Source organism: Nitrospirota bacterium (assembly GCA_016214845.1).
In the GTDB taxonomy this organism is placed as follows: Bacteria; Nitrospirota; Thermodesulfovibrionia; order UBA6902; family UBA6902; genus SURF-23.
This window is the reverse complement of sequence record JACRMS010000017.1, coordinates 17527-34124: the sequence shown is the minus strand read 5'-3', so window position 1 is coordinate 34124 and position 16598 is coordinate 17527. Positions and strand designations below refer to the sequence as shown.

Annotated in this window: 18 protein-coding genes and 1 pseudogene; 3 read left to right on the top strand and 16 right to left on the bottom strand. The window is 43.9% G+C overall.

Features of this window, described 5'->3' with window-relative positions; all coding sequences use genetic code 11:
• The first annotated feature begins 14 nt into the window (after positions 1-14).
• Positions 15-1535, top strand: a complete 1521-nt coding sequence (gene gspE, locus HZB61_04845) for a type II secretion system ATPase GspE (protein ID MBI5055925.1) — start codon at positions 15-17, stop codon at positions 1533-1535.
• A gap of 98 nt (positions 1536-1633) precedes the next feature.
• A complete protein-coding gene (locus HZB61_04840) occupies positions 1634-2806 on the top strand; it encodes a type II secretion system F family protein (protein MBI5055924.1) in 1173 nt (390 codons plus the stop codon).
• A 315-nt stretch (positions 2807-3121) separates the two neighbouring features.
• Here the strand turns inward: HZB61_04840 and HZB61_04835 are convergent, their stop codons facing one another.
• The 3 genes from HZB61_04835 to HZB61_04825 form a co-directional block, all read right to left on the bottom strand.
• A complete protein-coding gene (locus tag HZB61_04835) occupies positions 3122-3415 on the bottom strand; it encodes a type II toxin-antitoxin system RelE/ParE family toxin (GenBank protein ID MBI5055923.1) in 294 nt (97 codons plus the stop codon).
• The gene (locus tag HZB61_04830) at positions 3415-3645 is read right to left on the bottom strand and encodes an addiction module protein (GenBank protein MBI5055922.1); all 231 of its coding nucleotides are present in this window, start codon (positions 3643-3645) and stop codon (positions 3415-3417) included. The genes HZB61_04835 and HZB61_04830 overlap by 1 nt, the downstream gene beginning before the upstream one ends.
• A gap of 290 nt (positions 3646-3935) precedes the next feature.
• Positions 3936-5906 carry a DUF262 domain-containing protein gene (locus tag HZB61_04825; GenBank protein ID MBI5055921.1) on the bottom strand — a complete coding sequence of 657 codons (1971 nt, stop codon included), beginning with the start codon at positions 5904-5906 and terminating at the stop codon, positions 3936-3938.
• A 262-nt stretch (positions 5907-6168) separates the two neighbouring features.
• On the opposite strand from HZB61_04825, the pseudogene HZB61_04820 reads away from it, so the two are divergent.
• A pseudogene (locus HZB61_04820) lies at positions 6169-6261 on the top strand (DUF2281 domain-containing protein).
• Between the two features lie 23 nt (positions 6262-6284).
• Here the strand turns inward: HZB61_04820 and thiE are convergent.
• The 13 genes from thiE to HZB61_04755 form a co-directional block, all read right to left on the bottom strand.
• The gene (gene thiE, locus HZB61_04815) at positions 6285-6920 is read right to left on the bottom strand and encodes a thiamine phosphate synthase (GenBank protein ID MBI5055920.1); all 636 of its coding nucleotides are present in this window, start codon (positions 6918-6920) and stop codon (positions 6285-6287) included.
• A 90-nt stretch (positions 6921-7010) separates the two neighbouring features.
• Positions 7011-8345 (bottom strand): acetyl-CoA carboxylase biotin carboxylase subunit, encoded by a 1335-nt coding sequence (accC, locus tag HZB61_04810; protein MBI5055919.1) that lies wholly within the window; start codon positions 8343-8345, stop codon positions 7011-7013.
• A gap of 2 nt (positions 8346-8347) precedes the next feature.
• Positions 8348-8794, bottom strand: a complete 447-nt coding sequence (gene accB, locus HZB61_04805; protein MBI5055918.1) for an acetyl-CoA carboxylase biotin carboxyl carrier protein — start codon at positions 8792-8794, stop codon at positions 8348-8350.
• A gap of 147 nt (positions 8795-8941) precedes the next feature.
• Positions 8942-9502, bottom strand: a complete 561-nt coding sequence (gene efp, locus HZB61_04800) for an elongation factor P (GenBank protein ID MBI5055917.1) — start codon at positions 9500-9502, stop codon at positions 8942-8944.
• 24 nt (positions 9503-9526) lie between these two features.
• Positions 9527-10588 (bottom strand): aminopeptidase P family protein, encoded by a 1062-nt coding sequence (locus tag HZB61_04795; protein ID MBI5055916.1) that lies wholly within the window; start codon positions 10586-10588, stop codon positions 9527-9529.
• On the bottom strand, positions 10566-11012 hold the full coding sequence (gene aroQ, locus HZB61_04790; protein MBI5055915.1) for a type II 3-dehydroquinate dehydratase: 447 nt from the start codon (positions 11010-11012) through the stop codon (positions 10566-10568). The genes HZB61_04795 and aroQ overlap by 23 nt, the downstream gene beginning before the upstream one ends.
• A 145-nt stretch (positions 11013-11157) precedes the next feature.
• Entirely contained in the window at positions 11158-11367 is a 210-nt protein-coding gene (locus HZB61_04785; protein MBI5055914.1) for a DUF2283 domain-containing protein, read from the bottom strand.
• Positions 11367-11648 carry a hypothetical protein gene (locus HZB61_04780; protein MBI5055913.1) on the bottom strand — a complete coding sequence of 94 codons (282 nt, stop codon included), beginning with the start codon at positions 11646-11648 and terminating at the stop codon, positions 11367-11369. The genes HZB61_04785 and HZB61_04780 overlap by 1 nt, the downstream gene beginning before the upstream one ends.
• Before the next feature lie 166 nt (positions 11649-11814).
• Positions 11815-13689, bottom strand: a complete 1875-nt coding sequence (locus HZB61_04775; GenBank protein ID MBI5055912.1) for a pentapeptide repeat-containing protein — start codon at positions 13687-13689, stop codon at positions 11815-11817.
• Between the two features lie 195 nt (positions 13690-13884).
• Positions 13885-15072 carry a bifunctional phosphopantothenoylcysteine decarboxylase/phosphopantothenate--cysteine ligase CoaBC gene (gene coaBC, locus HZB61_04770; GenBank protein ID MBI5055911.1) on the bottom strand — a complete coding sequence of 396 codons (1188 nt, stop codon included), beginning with the start codon at positions 15070-15072 and terminating at the stop codon, positions 13885-13887.
• A 236-nt stretch (positions 15073-15308) separates the two neighbouring features.
• The gene (rpoZ, locus tag HZB61_04765; protein MBI5055910.1) at positions 15309-15689 is read right to left on the bottom strand and encodes a DNA-directed RNA polymerase subunit omega; all 381 of its coding nucleotides are present in this window, start codon (positions 15687-15689) and stop codon (positions 15309-15311) included.
• A gap of 11 nt (positions 15690-15700) precedes the next feature.
• Positions 15701-16321: a guanylate kinase gene (gene gmk / locus HZB61_04760; protein MBI5055909.1), complete on the bottom strand. Its 621-nt coding sequence runs from the start codon at positions 16319-16321 to the stop codon at positions 15701-15703.
• Positions 16322-16337: 16 nt separating this feature from the next.
• A complete protein-coding gene (locus tag HZB61_04755; GenBank protein ID MBI5055908.1) occupies positions 16338-16586 on the bottom strand; it encodes a DUF370 domain-containing protein in 249 nt (82 codons plus the stop codon).
• Positions 16587-16598: the final 12 nt, after the last annotated feature.

Here is a 16598-nt window from a genome sequence, read left to right as displayed (position 1 = left end):
GTCACTCTTTAAATATGGAAACAATCGACAGCATAAAAGACGATGAAATGGAGTTCTCACTTTTACAGGACCTCCCCCTTTCATTTGTAAAGGGAAATGTGTTCCTGCCTATGCGGAAAGAGGACGGCGAGCTGTTAGGCGTTGTTGCCGATAACCGCGGAATCTTCGCGCTCAGGGACATGGCAAGGGGCCTGAATCTGAAGCCCCATCCCGTTCAGGCGGACGAGAAGGTAATTATCGACGCCATTAACCGCATCTACAGCCAGACCAGCAGGGTAAATGAAGTGATGGGAGATATCAAAGGCGAAGACCTGTCCATGGTCGCCACGGAGTTTGAATCGCCGCAGGACCTGCTTGAGCTAACTGAAGAGGCCCCGATAATACGATTGCTCAATGCCATGCTTATGGAGGCTGCCAAGGAAAAGGCAAGCGATATACATGTAGAGCCGTATGAAAAGGGACTCGATGTCAGGTTCAGGGTGGATGGAATATTGCGCAAAGTGCTGAGCCCCCCCAGAATAATCCAGGACGCTCTCATATCAAGGATAAAGATAATCGCCGGACTCGACATCGCGGAGAAAAGGCTCCCGCAGGATGGAAGGATAAGGCTCCTTGTAGGCGGTAAAGATATCGACATCAGGGTTTCAATAATACCGACTGCTCTTGGTGAAAGGGCCGTTCTCAGATTGCTTGACAGGCACGCGGGCGTATTGAGCCTTGAAAAGCTTGGACTGGAGGACGAGATATTACGTGTATTCAAAGAGGCCTTGTCCAGGCCGAACGGAATAATCCTCGTGACCGGCCCCACAGGCTCAGGCAAGACCACAACGCTTTATGCCTCACTTCTAAAGCTCAATACCGAGGAGAGAAACATCATCACGGTTGAAGACCCGGTTGAATACCAGTTAAGCGGCATCGGGCAGATGCAGGTAAATCCAAAAATAGGATTGACGTTTGCCGCTGGACTGCGGTCTATTTTGAGGCAGGACCCGGACATCATGATGGTTGGTGAGATCAGGGACCTTGAGACCGCCGAGATCGCTGTGCACGCCTCGCTGACGGGCCATCTCGTTCTCAGCACTCTGCATACAAATGATGCGCCGAGCGCATTAACGAGACTCATCGACATGGGGATAGAGCCGTTCCTCGTGGCATCGTCGCTTGTATGCGTGCTGGCACAGCGGCTGGTGAGGGTGATCTGCCCTCACTGCAAAGAATCCTATGCACCGTCAAAGGAAGAAATAAGTTATCTTGAGATCGAGCCTGCGCCTAAGGTCCTTTATCGCGGCAAAGGCTGTGATAAATGCCTCGGCAAAGGTTACATCGGCAGGGCCGGGATTTACGAGCTGCTTGAGATCACCCCTGATATAAGAACAATGATCGTGGAAAGAAAAGACGCTCAGGTGATCAGGAGAACGGCAACAGTAAAGTCCGGGTTTAAACCCTTACAGAAAAACGCAGTCGAGAAGATCATAAAAGGTGTTACAACAGTAGAGGAAGTCCTGAGAGTAACGCAGAAGGATGCGGAAGCATAATGGATGAAGTTGAGAGATTAAGAAGATAAGAGGATGAGATTTCTTGCCTTTTCTCAACTTCAAATCTTCCCAACTTCCTAACTTCTATTTTTAAAATCATGCCAATTTTTAAATACAGAGGATACGACGCCAACGGGACCGTGATAGACGGCGCTATCGAGGCCGACGGTCAAAAAGACGCCGCATTAAAGATCAAAACAAAAGGCATCTTCCCTAAAGAGATTTCCGAATCAGTCTCCCGGCAAAAACTTCTGTTTAAAAGATTGTCTCCCGCAGTACTCGCGAGCATCACAAGAAGGCTTTCAACCCTGCTTTCATCAGGCGTGACCCTTATAGATGCTATAGGCTCATTAGCGTCAGAGCAAAAAGGCGCCTGGAAAAATCTTTTGATTGACATAAAAGACCGGCTGTCGGGCGGAGCGTCGCTCGCGCGGGCCATGCAGGCGCATCCCGACATCTTTCCTGATTTTTATACAGGCATGGTCACAGCTGGAGAAAGCAGCGGGAAGTTGACGGAGGTCCTGATGAAGCTCGCCGACTATCTCGAAAACGAAAACAATGTAAAAAGCAAAGTCCAGACAGCCCTCATATATCCCATTTTTATGGCGTGCGTGAGCGTAATGATCCTGATCTTCCTTTTCACGTTTGTCATACCGAAGATAACAAAGATATTCGAGGACACCTCAGCCTCCCTGCCGTTCATCACTGTCGTGCTCATCTGGATAAGCTCTGTCTTTAAAAATTTCTGGTGGCTGCTCCTGCTGCTTGCAGCCGGAGTCGTGATGTTATACAGGTGGGTCAGGAAAAATAAAAAGGAGCTGATCGACGGCCTGCTCCTTAAAGAACCGACAGGCATCCTCATGGGGCTTTACATGCTTCGCTTCACCATGACAATGGGGTTTCTCCTGTCAGGCGGGCTGCCGATATTAAACGCGATGAAGCTGACCGCAAAGGCAACAGGCAATGTAGTTCTGGAAAATAAAATCATGTCCGCGCAGGAAGTAATATCGCAGGGCGCCAAGCTCTCAAGCAGCCTTGAAGGATTTCCTCCGACCATTTTGCAGATCATCTCCACCGGAGAGCAGACAGGCAGACTGCCTGAGGTCCTGATGAAGACGGCGGAATCTTATGAAGCTGAATTTGACAGAAAACTCCGGGGCGCTATCGGATTATTAGAGCCGGTCCTCATCCTGACAATGGGGCTGCTGGTCGGATTTATTGTCGTGGCAGTCCTCCTGCCGATATTTGAACTGAACCAGGTCATGAAGTAGGACTGTCCAGAGGTCCCTCCATCACCGCATAAACCGTTTCATGTCCTGTTCTCTCTCATTGATATCTGGATTGTATCTACTGAAGAAACATAGCGGAGAAATTGTAACAAATTAAAGCGGAGAATTGTATAAAAGAGTTGGATGAATTTTTCCCCTCTTTGAAAAAGAGGGGGCAGGGGAGATTTGTTAGATTATTGAACTTCTTCCACTTGTACGGTATCAAGTTCTCTGAGGAAATCTTCAATCCTGCGGAGCTTTTTCTCTATCAGATTTTTATCAACATATTTGTTCATCCCAGCCACATATTTATATTCATCATAGGAGGCGTGATTTCCATGTTTGTGGTTCTCGACTCAAATGCATTACTGCGACAATGAATAAAGTTTCATCTCTAACCTGATAGATAACACCATATGGGAATTTATTTGTTCTGCAACGACGGGTACGTTCCGAAAGTTTGGCCCAGGCTGCGGGATACTGAATAATTCGTTGAATCGTTCTATTGACTTCCGCAGCAAATTCATATCCAAGCCCCTCGCTCTGCGTATTGTAGTATGAAACGGCATCCAGAAATTCAGCTTCTGCGGGAGCAAAAAATCTGATTTTCATTATCCTTTAAGTTTTTCTATTTTTTCGAATACTTCTTCTGCTGGAATTGCCGTTATCTCGCCACGCTCGAATGCATCAATACGGCTTTCGACTTCCTGTGCCCACAAATCGTCAATAATTTTTCGGGAAGGGAACTCAAAGCTGAAAAAAAGATTTTCAATTAGTTCTGCCCGCTCCACCGGTGGCAATTTCAAGGCTTCCGCAAGAATCTGTTCTCCAACCTTAGACATAATATCCTCTTCTATATCTTGATAATTTATAGTTTAGCATATCAATAGTAAGTTCAGAACAAAGCACAAAATACCCATCACTGTCTTTTTCAATCACCACTGAAAATTTGTATGTATTCATATTTCCTCCTCTCTCATTGATAACTGAATTATAACAAATAAAAGTCTCTGACGGCTAAGAGGTCGGGGATTGCATAAATTGTTTTCTATACTAATGCGCTTACGCACTTTTGCTCTTCAAGCTTTCCTTGCCCCCTTGACAACAGGAGGCATTATAAGTGATTGACTTTTTATGTTATTGTTACATTCCATTCTTCAGAAGTAAGTTCTATTGTTTCCATTGCCTGATAACAAAATTTCTGTATGCTTTGAGCTGATAAATTAACTTCAACAAAATAATCGTTTTGTAGCTGTCGGATTGCCCTGAATTTATTCTTATCCTTGCCTAAGTAGCGAGGGAAATTATGAGCGATCACATCAAACTTCTCTGGTTCAAGGTCAGCAACAGTGTTTAGAGTTTGCTCTAAAACATCCCTCCACGATTGGACTCGAAACTGCTGTCCTAATATTCTTAGGCCTGTTGGAGTTGTACCAGTAACTTCCTGTAATTCAGATTGTGAAGAGTCTTCCTGCCCGAAGTAGCTCCATATTTCAAGGGCTTGTTTTGATAATGCTTCTGCTCGTCTCTCAATTTCTGTCCGAGTCCATGAGGGTAAATTTGTGAAATATTTGTTAAGTTCTAAATGGCTGTCGTTGTATGTCTGTTTCTTGGTTCCGAAATCGTCGTTTGATAGCTCGGTATTGTAGGCTGTCAGAGTTAAATTGCCAATCGTATGTAAAAACAACTCATGTGTTTCTTCCCACTCTGTGCCTAAGTGATTCTGCCACCACTCAGAGAGAGTTTGCGGCATTATATGCTCAATGGTTAAGTTGTCAAACGGCACAGCTTCTTTATGGGCATAGTTTTCTTCAAGGGTTTCAAGAATTAGTTTGGTTTTTATTTGCCGATCACCGGCGCCATAAAACTTTGTTTCTTTAAACCGTAAGGAAAATTCATTGTCTTTTGGATAGCCCTTGCTCTGGAAGATTGTTTTAACACCTTCAACAAAGTTGCCGGGATACTTGGCAAGCAATTGAGGATAAACTGTCGGGAATATTTTATTGAGTTGATTCGTTGGTATATTGCAGACAAACCTACGAATGAGATAATTCTCCAGTATCTTTAGAATATTAATGAAGTCACCCTTGCTGATGTTGTTCTCACTATAGATTCCATACAAATTCAGAAGAAACGGATACGCCGTTGTTACTTCAATTCTGTTGAATCTGCGGAAATACTTTTGCAAGTCTTCTTCGGGTTCAAATTCTGGATAAATCAGACGCTGGTAATAAACCGAAAATCGCTGCAACTCCGTTAGGTAGTCAATTGCATTAGTCGTTGACACATTTTCTTTGAGAGCATAATAAACGTCAGATTGCTTTACGATGCTGCCACCTCTCATTAAAAAGTGTCTGATGTACTCCGTAAGATTATCATTGAGGCCAGTCTGCATGGGCTGCCAATAGTCATTGTAAACTGCTTCCTGTTTATCTACGTGAATGCGCATAAAGAAGTAGTTTCGTATTAGGTCAGCCTGTGTCAGCGGTCTTCCTTTTGCGTTCAGGCTTTCAAAAACCAAATATGGGTTATCATCTGCATCAAGAACAATGCTTACAACAGAAAAATAACTCGTGATTATTTTCTTTAGCTTCTCGTGCTCAAGTTGAAGCTGCTTGAGTTTCTTGTCAAAAAATGAATACGCCCTTGTAAGTTGATTGTCGGCTTCATTTGGTTTTCCGTTAATAAGGTTCTTGTATGTTTCTCTGTCTACCTGCGTAGGCATTAGCTTAAAAAAGTCATTATCCTTTTTGTATGGGTTGACAAGCAAAGTATTATTGATCTCCTCAGCAAATTCTTGGCGTTGGCTCTCTCTGGCTTTATTTCTCAAGAGAGTCAGTAGTATAAAGATTGTAGTCAACCGTTGTTGCCCGTCAATTAATAAGAACTTTGCAACGCCCTCTGGGACTGAAACTGTCGGCATATTTACAATTGAGCCAATGAAATGTGTCCGTGGGTTATCAGCTTCACAAAGTTCAATAAGGTCTTTCCATAAAATTTCCCACTCTTTATTTGTCCAACTGTACGTCCGCTGAAAAAGCGGAATAACGTACTGTTTTGTCCCTTCAATGATGTCTTGTAGTTTAGTTTCTTTTGCCTGCACAATCGTTACTCCAAACTTTATAAATTAAAGATGGATATTTCTTTCGTATAGCACAATATTTAAAAATATTTATCTTTAATTTGCTGAATTTTTTTGATTTGCTAACAGCCTTTTATTACAACGCATTCTTTATGTGCGAGCACAATATAAAGAATCTCCCTGATGTTTTGGATTGGTGTTTAATAATACAAAGCACAATTTGGAAAAGCAAGGAAAATATACATGATTTAATATCTGTTATAATTTTCTTATGGCAATAAGAAAAGAAAAACTTGATACAGCAATTGCAAGTGAATCCTCTCTCAAAAAAGACTGGCTTATGCCAGAAGAGGATGAGGCATGGCAAAACTTGTAAAAATAATCCGGGAATGAATAAAGCTATGCCCTTCTTATTTTAATCGCAGACAAAAACTTCTCCGTATTCTTCCTAACATCCCCTTTTAAAATTGCCGACATGACAGCAACAGCGTCTGCTCCGGCTTCTAATACGGAAGGAACATTATTGGGACTAATTCCGCCGATGGCGACGATGGGGATATTGATATGTTCTCTGACTTCACTCAGCTTCCTCAGCCCTTTGGAAGAACCGGCGTCTTTTGTTGAGGTAGGAAACATAGGGCCGAAGCCGATGTAATCCGCGCCTGCCTCCTGCGCCTTGAGCGCCTGTTTCAAACTGTGTGTTGAGACGCCGATGATCTTTTTCCTGCCCATTATTCTTCTGGCTTCTTCGACAGGCATGTCATCCTGTCCGAGATGGACGCCGTCGGCATCTGCGGCGAGGGCGATGTCAATGTAATCGTTAATGATGAATGTAGCTTTATATTTTCTCGTAAGCTCACGCAGGGAAAGGGCCTCATGATAAAGTTCTTTCTTCGTCATCTGCTTCTCACGCAGTTGAATTGTCCTGATGCCAGCGGCAATTGCCTGCCTGACTATTTGTGTATGGGAGAGTCCTGATAACGTTCTGTCGGTGATAAGATAGAGGGGGTTATTTTTGGAGAAGAGCTTTTTCAATTTTCACTGCCACTCTGAACTGGTTTCAGGGTCTCTTATCATTGGGTTTACAGATGCTGAAACAAGTTCAGCATGACAATCTTTGAACTGCTAACCGACCTTCTCAAGAAAATGGGTATTGAAATTGCCGCTGATGAAGTCGGGGTTATCAAGAATCTTCAGATGAAACGGGATCGTTGTCTTGATGCCCTCGACTATGAATTCCTTTAATGCCCTTTTCATTTTTACAACCGCCTCCGCACGGTCTTTGCCGTGAACTATCAACTTGGCGATGAGTGAATCATAGTGCGCGGGAACAACCCATCCTGAATAAGCGGCGGTGTCCACCCTTACCCCTTGTCCTCCGGGCGGGATGAACAAAGTGATCTTTCCCGGCGAGGGAATAAACTTTTCCGGGTCCTCGGCGTTTATCCTGCATTCCATGCTGTGCCCTGAAAATTTTATCTCGTTCTGTTTAAAAGGCAGTGTCGCGCCTGCCGCTATCTTTATCTGTTCTTTGATGATGTCAATGCCGGTTATCATTTCGGTGACGGGATGCTCTACCTGTATCCTCGTGTTCACCTCCATGAAATATATCTGTTCGTCCTTGTCGAGGATAAATTCAATGGTCCCGGCGTTCCTGTACCTCATCGCCCTTGCGGCCTTTATCGCGGCCTCGCCGACCTTCTTTCTGAATTTCGCAGTCGCTAAAAAATAGGGGGCCTCCTCGATAAGCTTCTGGTGCCTCCTCTGGATAGAGCAGTCTCTTTCTCCAAGATAGACCATGCCCCCCTTGTTATCGGCAAGGATCTGGACCTCTATATGACGCATCTCCGGGATGTATTTTTCAATGTACATGTCGCCGTTCCCAAACGCGGCGAACGCCTCTTTCTGCGCCATGTGGTAAAGAGAGGAGAGGTCTTTTTCCTCCTGCACTATCCTCATCCCGCGCCCGCCTCCGCCTGCCGACGCCTTGAGAATGACAGGGAAGCCGATCTTTTTTGCGTTCTTAAGCGCCTCATCTTCGTCTCTTACAGGGCCGTCGCTTCCGGGCACAACCGGTATGCCCTTTCTCTTCATCAATTGTCTTGCGCGTGACTTGTCGCCGCCTGTGCGGATGTTCTCCGCTGATGGGCCGATGAAGGTAATTCGTGAAGCAGTGCAGGCCTCTACGAAATGCGGGTTCTCGGAAAGGAAGCCGTAGCCAGGATGGATCGCCTCTGAATCGGTTATCTCCGCGGCGCTGATGATTGCGGGGATCTTTAAATAACTTTGCGATGATGAAGCAGGGCCAATGCAGATCGCCTCATCCGCTAATCTCACATGAAGGGAATCTTTGTCTGCCTCGGAATAAACAGCAACGGTTGGGATGTCGAGCTCGCGGCAGGCCCTGATGACCCTGAGGGCTATCTCGCCCCTGTTGGCAATGAGGATCTTTTTAAACAATGTCATGCCCCGGGCTCAATGAGGAAGAGCGGCTCGCCGTATTCAACCGGCTGTCCGTTTTCTATCAGGATTTTCGCGATCACGCCGTCTGTATCGCTCTCTATTTCATTCATCAGTTTCATTGCCTCGACAATGCAGAGCACCTGCCCTTTTTTGACCGTACTGCCCACCTCGACAAAAGGCGGCGCTTCAGGGGCGGGAGACCTGTGGAATACGCCGACAATGGGGGATGTAATTGTCGACAGTTTTTTCTCTTCCGGGGCGGCTTCCGCCTTTGCTTCCGACGCGGCAGGCGCTGCTGACGGCCTGAAGGATGAAACAGCTTCAAAAGAAGATAAAAACTTTTCCCTCTTGATCTTGAGCTTTGAACCTTCTCTCTCGATCTGAAGCTCTGTGATATCGGTGTCCTTTAAAAGTTCTATCAGCTCTTTTATCTCGTCAAGTTCCATTTCATTCCTCGTATTCTATTTAGTGTATGTTTATAAACTCTGTTTGTCTGTCATTCCGGCAGTCTTTAAGCCGGAATCCAGTTTTGTATTTTCTGGATTCCCGTTTTCACGGGAATGACGAACCGCTAATTTACAAACAACTAACACTTATCTTACCCTCTCGATGTACTCTCCGGTCCTTGTATCTACCTTGATTACATCTCCCTCATTTAAGTGAAAAGGCACTTTTACGGTAACGCCTGACTCCAGCGTCGCGGGTTTGCTGCTGCCGCTTGCGGTATCGCCTTTGAAACCGGGTTCGGTCTTTACAATTGCAAGCTCGACAAACATGGGTATCTCCACAGAGAGAGGCGCCCCGCTGTAAAAAAGCATTTTGACCTCCATGTTCTCTTTTATATACTTTATAGCATCCCCCAACTGGTCCGCTGTCAAAGGGAATTGCTCGTAGCTGACAGTGTCCATGAAAAAGAAGAAGTTTTCCTCCTTGTAGAGATACTGCGCTACTTTCTCTTCAAGTTCCGGGGTCTCGAATTTTTCCCCGCCTTTAAAGGTGTCTTCAAAGATGCTGCCGGTAACCAGGTTCTTGAGCTTGGTCCTGATGATCGCCCCGCCCCGGCCCATTTTGTGATGCTGGAAATCAATGATCTCATGCGGCGCGTCCTTGTATTTGAGCTTCGCGCCCTTTCTGAATTCGCTTGTTGATATCAAAGTAATGCCTCCTGAAAAAATAATTTATATAATTTTAAAATTCTTCGGCAGACCAGTCAGGACCTCTGCGCGATCTTTTTTCACAACTACCATGTCCTCTATCCTGACCCCGCCGAAACCAGGCAGATATATGCCCGGCTCTATCGTGAAAACCATATCCTCATTAATCATGTCCTTGCTGCGCCATGAGATGTAAGGTTTCTCATGGACTGCAAGCCCTACGCCGTGGCCTGTGCCGTGGCCGAAATTCTCGCCGTGACCTTCCTGCTTGATATGCTTTCTCGCCGCGGCGTCAACTACGGTCGCCTTTATTCCGGCCCTGACCGCTTCGATGGCCTTCCGCTGAGCTTCAAGGACAATATAGTAAATTTCCCTCTGTTTTGCAATGTCCTTTCCGCCTACTGCAACAGTCCTTGTCATGTCGGAATAATACCCGTCATATTCGCCTCCCCAGTCAAAGACTATAAAATCGCCTTTTTTGATCACCCTGTTGGTAGGCCTGGCATGAGGAAGCGCCGACATAAAACCAGATGCTACTATAACCCCGAAAGGTATTGTTTTGCAACCTTCTTCTTTCAGAAGTTCTTCAAGTTTCAGCGCGAGTTTTCGCTCGGTTGTCCCGGCCTTTATAAAAGGCTGAAGTTTTCTGAAAGCCCTTTCCGCTCGCCTGATCGCCTTGTTGATACAATCAAGCTCAGCCGGAGATTTTATTATCCTGAGGGATTCAACCGCACCGGTCAACGGCTTGAGCCTTAATTTCTTCTGCAGCAGTCTCTTGTAAAATCCGAAGGTAACGTGATGGTCCTCAAATCCAAGCTTCTTAACGCCCAATAACTCAACCATCTCTTTAAGCTCCCCTGCCCTCTCCCCGCGCTCTATCCTGGTCCTGAACCCCTTCACTTCCTGCCTTGACTGTTCCTTATAACGGAAGTCTGTCACGAAAATAGCCTGCTTCCGGGTGACGAGCGCGTAACCCGAGGAGCCGGTAAATCCCGTGAGATACCTGACATTGAGAAGGTCGGTGATCAGGATTCCGTCAACTTTTTGTTGCTGGAGTTTCTTTCTAAGAATTGCCGTTACACGCATTTGCAATTGACACCGCTGCCCTCAAACCGAGCAGGTAACTGTCAAACCCGAAGCCTGAGATCTGCCCGTACGCCACAGGAGCGATAAGTGAATTGTGCCTGAATTCTTCCCGCTTGTGAATGTTTGACAGATGCACTTCAACAGTTGGGATCTCAACAGCGGCTATCGCGTCCCTGATCGCGACACTCGTATGGGTGTAGGCTGCGGGATTGATGACAAGGGCAGAATAGTCTTTTGAATTTTGTATGATGTCCACTATCTCGCCTTCATGATTGGATTGTTTGATCTCAAGCTCAACACTCAAATCTTTGGCAAGCAGGTTGAGTAAATTATTTATATCGTCAAGCGTCATCGTTCCGTAGATGTCCGCTTCCCTCTTTCCGAGGAGATTAAGGTTAGGCCCGTGGATAATCAGTATTTTCATATGCGCTCCCTTGTCCAGAATGAAGCAATAAAATTGTGATTATTATACCAGAACAGGAATCCATAGAGACACAAAATTTTGTGTTAAGCGCATCAACATCGCTGTATCTAATCTTTCTCATGTCCTGTTCTCTTGGCGGCGAAGCTTATGCAATCTGAAGTTTCTTTTCCATAGATTTAATGACGTCCTTAAACATGCGGGATGCCTTAAACAGTTCAACCCCTATAAGGTTGCCATTGCTGTCAAGCTCCATATTTACACCCGGTGAAATTTCAACTACCTCTGATTCTTCACCCTCTTTTGCGAGATAGAGAATGTCTTCTTCTTCATCATAAAAGACCTTAAAATCTTCCATTATATTTTCCTCCATCTTCCTGATTGAATCCTGTTTTCTTTTTGCCCTTCCTTCAGAGGATGTATGGTCAAAAGCTTAACCTCTGCATCCTCATGCCTATATGCTACCATTACATCCCGTTCTTTGCCATATATTTTCACCTTTTTAATTGCTATCGTATGCCCGGATTCAGTATCCAAAAATCTTTCTTCCGCGCTTTCATAAATTACTTTAGGAAGATCATATTCAATATTTCTCAATGCCATTCTTGTTTCAATATGCCTTGAATATTTTATCTGCACATTCTACCCCTTCCCCTCCACAAGCTCAGTCTCTTAAAGTCATTCCATTCAGACACTGCTCTTTCTTTATCAAAACAACTGTCTTTCAGCCTTCGGCGCTTCACGGTAGACATCCGGGACCCTGGGCAGATCATCGGCGTTGAATAAATCGCTTGCCAGCAATAGACTACCCTTGCAGCAATTTCCCAAGTTGTTCACATATCTTACTTATGTTGTCTACATTTTTAATGCCGTAGTCAGCTGCTTTACCTACGAAGCGAGCAACGCCAGAAAGAATGCTTTTCGTTCTTTGCAGAATACTGCCATCTTCACCCTTTTCATTTAAGGCGGTATCAATCTCCGAACATAGCGTATCAGCCAATTTACTGCTTTTCTCATTACAAACCTTACGTAATTCATCGTAAAGATCAGCAAGAGAATGCCTTATCTCATTCTTGTTTTGAATATTCACTGAAATATTAGCCGTGTTAGTTGCGGTTGCATTTGCTTCTATCGTAATTGGTGGCGTCCCTCCAACTTTATCTACCAATTTATCCATCATCTGTAGTAGTAATTTATTGTCATTGCTATCATTTTGAGTTATTACCTTCTCAATGCTCTCTGCAGTTTTCCCTCGGACTTTCAAATCTTGCAATGCAAATATTAATCGTGTTTGGTTATTAAGAAGTTCATTCTGATAATTAATTAGTAATAGTTGTTTGTCGTAGTCCGTTACCGTAGGATTATTAAATTCAATTTCCAATTGTTGATTGAACGGTCTAAATAAGTTCAGAATGTATTGCCTCAACGAGTGTTTAACTTCTTCTCCATTTTTTTCATCAGTAATAAAAGACAGCTTTATTTTTTTACCAACAGGATTTGTGGCTATATCGACATCTATCCCTTTAGTGCTCCTTACATAATCCCGGAAGAAATTGATGTAGTTAACTATTCCTGTTTGTATTTCATATGGAAGGTCTAATATATATTCCCATTTGTATGGTTCTTTAGCAAACTCGAAAATTGTAAAGTCTACATTTTCCTCATCGCCGAAATCGCCTTTTAGCGGGACACGGCTTGTAGATATAGCCTGATATTTTCTTTCATAGTATCCGACTGCGGTTATGGTTTCTAATATTTCATAATCAGTGAAAACATATTTAGTATTTTTCCTTGTTTTCTCATCCGGCATCCATCCTTTTGTAAATACTTCTTTAAAGACCGCCCCTGTAAAATCACAGTCAACAAATTCCTTATGTGAAAAATTACAGGAAATAAGAAAAGCATTTTTAAATGAACACTCTTCTATTTTCGGCAATTCCCAGAATTCTGCTGATTCTAATACTGCGCCCTCAAAATTAACACCATCCCCCTTTAATCCCTTTAGTTTTTTTAAGTTTGTTCCTGATAAATTTATTTCATCGTTGAATATCGCATTGCTAAAGTTTGAACGTTGCCTAAACAGAGTCTTGCTGAAATCTACACCTTTTTGAAAATTACAATTTTGAAAATCTGCATCTTTATAAAATGTGTTCATTTGAAAAACAGTGACATAAGAAAAGTGCCTACCCTGAAAAGCAGCATTTTCCATAAACTTACAGCCGTGAAAAACAGCATCCTTTTTGAATTCACCACCAACAAAAATAGTTTTCTTGTTAAAAGTAACGCCCATAAATCTGGCTTTACCATGAAAAGTCGATCCTTGGAACTTAGATATTCCATGAAATTTTGCCCCGAGAAAATTGACTTCTCCTAAAAATCTTGTGTGATCGAAGTTCAGATCCCCAAGAAATTCCGCCGCTCTAAAATCAATATTTTTTCTAAATGTCTTTTTCTGGAAGTTAAATTTCGGAAATTTAAAACCTTTAAAGTCAAACTGGCTAACATTTTCTCTTTCACAGTGTTTAATCAGTTTTTCAAAGGCCCTATCGAAGCTTCCGCTTTTCTGGTCAATGTGTTGATCATGGAATACGCAATACTTGCTGTCATTAAATACTTCATGCTCGCAATAACTTTTTACTTTGTTATTGTCTTCAAAAACATATGAACATTTATTGGGCAATCTCTCTCCTTGATGTCACTATTTTTTCAAGCCTACTTTAAATGAAGCAACCTAAAAAATCAAAGTTGAGCGGTACGGTCGCCTTATTATACCCAAAGCGAAAAAAAGAGAAAGCAAAAAGTTCAATAGCATCATAGTGCAAAAGCCCAATAGAGCAGAAGTACAAATGTGTGGAGAGGTAAATATAAGCGCAGGTTAAGGTTCGTTATTAGTCTTAACTTCGAGCATTCTGTCAAGGACAATATTCGCGACTTCGATCTTTTTCATCTGTGGATAATCGGTGAGAATACCTTTTTTGTCGATTATCGTAACGATGTTTGTATCAACGTCAAAGCCGGCGCCTTTTTGTGAAATATCATTTAGCACGATGAGATCGAGATTTTTGCTCTTTAATTTATTTTTTGCGTTCTCGATGTTCTTTCCGGTCTCAGCAGCGAACCCGATCACGATTCGTTTGCCTTTTTTCTCCCCCACTTTTTTGAGAATGTCGGGAGTCTTTTTCAGATTTATAGCGGAGATTTCAGTCTTTTTGAATTTTGATTTATTCACCGTTGAAGGGGCGAAATCCGCCACTGCCGCAGCCATGATGACCGATGTTGCTTTCGGGAGATGTTTCAAAACAGCGGCCTCCATTTCCGAAGCACTTTCAACAGGCACAAATGAAATGTTTGCGGGCGGCATCTGCGATGAAGGCCCGCTTATCAATGTTACTTTTGCCCCGCGCCTTGCCGCAGCCTTTGCGATAGCGAAACCCATTTTGCCCGAAGAACGGTTTGAGATATATCTCACTGGGTCTATTGGTTCTATGGTCGGCCCAGCGGTAACAAGGATGTTTTGTTTGCTTAGATCTTTTGGGGCCAACGCCGTTATGGCAGCCTCAACTATTGTTGAAACAGCAACCATCCTGCCCTCGCCTTCTTCACCGCAGGCAAGGCTGCCGGAGACAGGGCCGACAAAATTTACTCCTGATCTTTTAAGTTCCCTGATACTTCTCTGCACTGACGGATGACAATACATCCTGTGATTCATCGCCGGGGCAATTATTACCGGGCCTTCATAGGTGAGCCATAAATTTCCGAGAAGGTCGTCCGCGATCCCGCAGGAGAGTTTATTTATGGTGTTCGCGGTTGCGGGGGCAATGAGGAGAAGCCGGGCCTCTATTGAAAGATTGATGTGGCTGAACGGGTCGCTGAACAAATCGATGAGGACCGGTTTGCCGGTTATTGATTCAAAGGTCAGCGGGGTTATGAATTTGCAGGCGGAGGCGGTCATCACCACTCTTACTACCGCGCCCTCTTCCATCAGCCGCCGGGCAATATCAACAGCTTTGTAAGCCGCTATGCTGCCGGTAATACAAAGGATGATGTTTTTTTTATCAGACACTGTAATGCCTCGTTGAAAACGCCTTCATAGCATTCAAGCTTCTTTAATTTGGTTCCATTCGTCTCAAACATATAACTAACCACGGAGACGCAGAGACACGGAGAAATGCAAAAATATTATCTTTATGTTTTTATTACTATTTTTCTCTGTGTCTCAGTGCCTCAGTGGTATTCTTAAAAACATAAGGGCGAGTCAACGCCTCGCCCTTACGATCTGAATAACACTTTAAGGCTGATCTACTCTCCGAAGATGTCCTCAATACTTCTCTTCTGTTCTGTTTCGCCTTTTTCGCTCAAGTAAACCTTGAGGTCTTTTTCAAGCTCCGTCAAGTCTTCGGGCATGGTCTCTTTCTGCTGGGCCTCATCGATCATGCGTTTATGAACAAGCTTCTTTTTTTCTTCGTTTGCCTTGATCGCGGCTTCACCGATAACTATGTCTACAAGGCCTGATGTGACCTCTTCCAAAGCCAGGCTTGTTATCTTCTTTACCTTTGACGCTTTTTTCGGCAAGGCCCCCTGTGATAAATCCTTGGCCCTTTTTACAGCGGCGATTACCAGTCTGTAGTTACCGTCAATCTTTTTCTTGTCATATTCCACAGGCAGTGAAATTATATCCATGTTACCTCCGTCTATTTAATTAAACTTTTTATCCACTTATCACTGATGTTTTCAGTTTTCAGTCTGTTTGATACAATGATGCCCTCAAGCTCTTTATAAGCCTTCTCAAGTTTGTCGTTAATAATAACATAATCGTAGTTTTTATATCCCGTGATCTCCGCCCTTGCCTTTTCAAGACGCCTGTCAATAATATCTTTAGAATCCGTTCCGCGATTTAAGAGCCTCTGCTTCAATATCCGCATCGAAGGGGGGAAAATAAAAATGTACACGGCATTGTCATACTTCTTTTTTATCTGCATTGCTCCCTGAACGTCTATATCAAGTATTATATCATAGCCTTCTTTAGTCAATTTTTTCAGCCTCTTCAATGAAGTCCCGTAAAGATTCCCATGAACCATTGCCCACTCGGCAAACTCACCGCTGTTAATCATGTTCTTGAATTTTTTCTGACTGATAAATGTGTAATCCACGTCGTTTCTCTCTCCCTTTCTCGGAGGGCGAGTGGTATAGGAGACAGAGAGCTTAAGCCCGCGAACCTTGTGGAGCAATTGATGACAGAGGGTTGATTTACCCGCGCCCGAAGGAGCTGATATGACAAATAAAGTCCCTTGCCTCTGCTTTCTGCCTGCCATTTTATCGCTTGCCACTTTATTCTTCTGTAAATCTCTGCGTAATAGTTTCTACCTGAAGGGCTGACAGGATCACATGATCGCTGTCGGTAACAATTATAGACCGTGTCTTCCTTCCCTGTGTTGCATCGACAAGTTTTCCCCTTGTGCTTGCCTCTTCACGCAGCCTCTTCATCGGAGAAGAAGCCGGGTCCACAATTGCTATCACCCGTGACGCCGATACAACATTGCCCAAGCCGATGCTTATAAGCGGTAATCCTTTTTTCATTGCTCTTATCTC

Coding starts and splice junctions, on each gene's coding strand:
- gspE (MBI5055925.1), top strand. CDS start 15: ATGGAAACAATCGACAGCATAAAAGACGATGAAATGGAGTTCTCACTT.
- HZB61_04840 (MBI5055924.1), top strand. CDS start 1,634: ATGCCAATTTTTAAATACAGAGGATACGACGCCAACGGGACCGTGATA.
- HZB61_04835 (MBI5055923.1), bottom strand. CDS start 3,415: ATGAAAATCAGATTTTTTGCTCCCGCAGAAGCTGAATTTCTGGATGCC.
- HZB61_04830 (MBI5055922.1), bottom strand. CDS start 3,645: ATGTCTAAGGTTGGAGAACAGATTCTTGCGGAAGCCTTGAAATTGCCA.
- accB (MBI5055918.1), bottom strand. CDS start 8,794: ATGGAACTTGACGAGATAAAAGAGCTGATAGAACTTTTAAAGGACACC.
- HZB61_04795 (MBI5055916.1), bottom strand. CDS start 10,588: ATGCGTGTAACGGCAATTCTTAGAAAGAAACTCCAGCAACAAAAAGTT.
- aroQ (MBI5055915.1), bottom strand. CDS start 11,012: ATGAAAATACTGATTATCCACGGGCCTAACCTTAATCTCCTCGGAAAG.
- HZB61_04785 (MBI5055914.1), bottom strand. CDS start 11,367: ATGGAAGATTTTAAGGTCTTTTATGATGAAGAAGAAGACATTCTCTAT.
- rpoZ (MBI5055910.1), bottom strand. CDS start 15,689: ATGGATATAATTTCACTGCCTGTGGAATATGACAAGAAAAAGATTGAC.
- gmk (MBI5055909.1), bottom strand. CDS start 16,321: ATGGCAGGCAGAAAGCAGAGGCAAGGGACTTTATTTGTCATATCAGCT.
- HZB61_04755 (MBI5055908.1), bottom strand. CDS start 16,586: ATGAAAAAAGGATTACCGCTTATAAGCATCGGCTTGGGCAATGTTGTA.